General features: G+C 57.6%; 5 protein-coding genes. 4 read left to right on the top strand and 1 reads right to left on the bottom strand.

Features of this window, described 5'->3' with window-relative positions:
* Positions 1-210: 210 nt before the first annotated feature.
* Positions 211-891, bottom strand: coding sequence for an IS110 family transposase (locus QN224_RS33360; protein WP_283980144.1), 681 nt, complete (start codon positions 889-891; stop codon positions 211-213).
* 419 nt (positions 892-1,310) lie between these two features.
* Between QN224_RS33360 and QN224_RS33355 the strand changes: the two genes are divergently transcribed.
* The 4 genes from QN224_RS33355 to QN224_RS34235 all read left to right on the top strand — a co-directional run bounded on the left by QN224_RS33355 (position 1,311) and on the right by QN224_RS34235 (position 3,295).
* A complete protein-coding gene (locus QN224_RS33355) occupies positions 1,311-1,571 on the top strand; it encodes a type II toxin-antitoxin system ParD family antitoxin (RefSeq protein ID WP_283980143.1) in 261 nt (86 codons plus the stop codon).
* On the top strand, positions 1,568-1,864 hold the full coding sequence (locus tag QN224_RS33350; RefSeq protein ID WP_283980142.1) for a type II toxin-antitoxin system RelE/ParE family toxin: 297 nt from the start codon (positions 1,568-1,570) through the stop codon (positions 1,862-1,864). Before QN224_RS33355 ends, QN224_RS33350 begins: the two co-directional genes overlap by 4 nt.
* 486 nt (positions 1,865-2,350) lie before the next feature.
* Positions 2,351-2,569 (top strand): hypothetical protein, encoded by a 219-nt coding sequence (locus QN224_RS33345; RefSeq protein WP_283980141.1) that lies wholly within the window; start codon positions 2,351-2,353, stop codon positions 2,567-2,569.
* A gap of 360 nt (positions 2,570-2,929) precedes the next feature.
* Positions 2,930-3,295, top strand: coding sequence for a transposase (locus QN224_RS34235; protein ID WP_369292633.1), 366 nt, complete (start codon positions 2,930-2,932; stop codon positions 3,293-3,295).
* Positions 3,296-3,444 lie beyond the last annotated feature (149 nt).

Below are 3,444 nucleotides of genomic sequence, written 5' to 3'. Positions count from 1 at the left end.
ACATCGCCGCCGCGCATCCATCAACTCCGAAACTCACGAAGCCACTGAATCACGGCTAAAGCCTCTAGGCCAGCTTCTTTTTCAACAGCCTGCTAGGCCCTCAGTTAAACTTTGGTTTTCCCGATCCAGATCTGTTCGATCATGCGCCCATTGAGGTCAGCGACTTCTCACACCTCCTTGCCAGTCCTGGTTATCCGCGGTGGTTTCTTGTCACGCCACCACAGCCAGAGCCGGGTCTCGATAATCTTCCTGCTTCGTCAGCATGGCCCATATTTCCCGACCCATCTTGTTCGCCAGTGCGATCGCCACCAGCATGCGCGGCTTCTTCGCGAGCATCCGCGAGAGCCACGATCCTTGCGCTGGCGGTTTGCGACCCGCCCAACTCACGCGGGCCATTGCCCCGATGATCAGGAGCCTGCGGATGTCGGCCTGACCAGCTTTCGACACCCGACCTAGCCTTTCTTTCCCACCAGAAGAGAACTGTCGTGGAACCAGGCCGAGCCAAGCAGCAAAGTTTCGACCACATCGGAAGCTCTGCATCGCCGGCGCGAAAGCTTCGACGGCTAGGGCGATCAGCGGCCCCACACCCGGCATGGTCTGAAGCCGGCGCGCAGTTTCGCTCTGCCGCGACAGGTCAGTGAGCTTCTTCGTCTTCTCCGCGATCCGGGCCGTCTTCTCGCCGATCTGAGCCAGAAGGTCGCGGCACTCCTCCCGCACAAGCTCGGGCAGGCCGATCTCAGCATCCTCGACAATCGCCTCAATGCGCTTGATGTGACCAATCCCCTGCGGAATGACCTGCCCATATTCGTAGAGAACGGCGCGCAGAGCGTTCACCAGTTCCGTTCGCTGATGAAGAATACGCTCGCGCGCCCGAAACAGAACCGCCCGCACTTGTTAATCAGCGGTCTTCGGCTCGACAAAGCGCATTTCAGGCTGACGGGCCGCAACGATAGGTGCGAATCTGGATATGATCCGCCGGCCGCGTCGCGGTCGTTCTTAACTTGGGGAAGCGCTCCGCGCAGAGAATGAACCGCGTGACCAGGAGTAAGTCCAACATCTTCTGGTTTGTGCGATGGTGAGCTCAATCCTCGTGGTCTTACCCTCCTCACCTGCGCGATCGTCTTTCCGCGACACCGCTTTTTCCCTCGAGTTACCCGCTTGGCGGATAGGCCGCACGGAGCAGTCCCGTTCGGTACTCGGTTCATTACCAAATGCGATGTGCGGACCTGGTGGGCATGAGGCAATGCATATTGATAATAGTTGATAAGGAGATTACATTAGGGACAGCTTCGACCGCAGGAGATTTCAACATGATCAGTGCCGATCTGGGTAAACAGCTCGAAAGCTATATCCAACAGCTCGTCGATACGGGCCGCTATGGTTCGAAAAGTGAAGTACTACGAGAGGGAGTGCGGTTGATTCAAGATCGTGAGACACGTCTTGCCGCTCTCGATGCGTCAATCATGCGCGGCATTGCCGATGCTGACGCTGGCCGCACCCATGCCGCCGAAGATGTTTTCAGCGAACTGCGTAAGCGATACAAAGCCATGCTGCCGGACTCGGCCGAATGAAGGTCCGCTTTACGACCGAAGCAAAGGCGGATTTGCAGCAGATCGGTGACTACATCGCAAAGGACAATCCCTCCCGTGCGTTGTCATTCGTTGATGAGCTGGAACAGAAATGTCTGACGCTAGCAACGTCCTCAAAAGCCTTCCCTTTGGTGCCTCGATATGAACATCACGGCGTTCGCCGCAGGGTTCATGGCAGTTACCTGATTTTCTACCGTGTGGAAGCTGAGCAAGTGGTCATTGTCCACGTTCTGCATGGTGCAATGGAGTATGCCGCCATACTGTTTGAGGGCTAAGCCGATGACGGAAGATTTCGACCGCCAAGATTTGAAACACCGGTACGACAGCGGAATGAGGACGAGCGGTCGTTGCGAAGGCTTTGAGCGGAGTCACCTGCCGATCACAGTTTCATAAACGAGAATGCGGCGTCGAACTACAGACAAGACTGAGCCTATCTAGCCATTGATTGCGGGGGCGGGATTTGATCCTGCCGATGTAACGAATCGCGATATTTGGTTCTTGGCCAACAGACGCTCGTTTACCTGGCGGCTTTCTTCTAACTGTTCGGAAATTGGGCGGCGCAAGCGCCTGCGATTTCAGCCACCGATTGATCGCCTTGCAGCGGACTCGCTCACGGTGTCCCTGACAATCACGCCATTTGCATAGAGCTGAACTCTGCCGCAGAGCCGTTCAACCACAGCAGGGTTGTGTGAGGTCAGCAGGCAGGTGAAGCCGAGCTCCCGATGAGCTGTACCGTCGCGATCTGATCTCGTCGACGCAGCGTGACTATTTTGCGGGATCGTGCACGCGATCCGAAGCGGCGCGCGCATCTGCCGACGGATCAGGTGCTCCGTGCCGCACAGATTGTCCATCTCTTCACGATCGACGACGATCGCGTTGATGAGGCAATCCGGGTCGCCGTTACGAGCCAGTCGACCCGCAACCGGATTACGCCAAAGCTGATGAATGAGCTGGCGACGGCGTTGATCCTTAGGGCCTAGCGGATGAACCCGCCAAGGTCGATCAGATCAGGCGCTATCTTCGTCATGCCTTTGGCAAGTCCACGCATCGGGCAAAGTGGCAGGCAACAGGAAGGACCAACGATCAGTTGATCCAGGCGGCGCTCTCGGAAGTCCGCGAAGCCATCGCGTCGGGCACTACGGAAGATTTCGGGCCCTCGTCGCTGGAACTGGCGGTGCGCGCGTCTTATCCTCTGATTGTTTCCGGACGCCTGAACGCGGATCGTGGATCGTCAGGCAACGAGCAGCCCGATCACCGTAAGCGACAAGGAGGCCCCGTCTAGCAGCATCGGGGTTGGGTAAGGTATGGCGGAGAGACGATTTCACCGAGTGTGAGCATCTATGTCTGCGCCTATAGCTAGCCCTAGAACGATCCATATGATTGAGGCTGTGCCGGAACGCCTTGAGGGTTCACCTCGTCAGTTGCGGCGTTTTTGGTCGGTCGAGGAGGCGTCCAGGCCGGGAGCGAACATTTCGGCGGTTGCTCGACGGATCGGTATTCTGCCTTCGCAGCTCTTTCGATGGCGACGGGAGCTTAGTGGAGATGGTGAGCAAAGCTCTGCTCTGGCGAAAGAACAGCAGCCGAGATCTGCGGCAATTAAGGAACGCGTTGTCGAGGTCGTCATTGGCGACATTGTCGTGCGCGCCGGCGCGGACGTCGACGAGGCGCACTTGCAGCGGGTGATCCGAGCGGTGCGATCGGCATGATCCCCTCCGGCGTGAAGGTGTTCCTCGCCAGTCATCCTGTCGACTTCCGCAACTATGCGGCGACCATGATTATGCGGAGCCGGAGACGCTGATGGCGCATTGTCGGGCTTTTCAACATCCATCGACTCCGCATAATGCAGAGCGTTTTT

Source organism: Sinorhizobium sp. 7-81, assembly GCF_030124405.1.
GTDB lineage: Bacteria > Pseudomonadota > Alphaproteobacteria > Rhizobiales > Rhizobiaceae > Sinorhizobium > Sinorhizobium psoraleae.
Note: the sequence above shows the minus strand (reverse complement) of the source record. Positions and strands in the feature narration are given on the sequence as shown.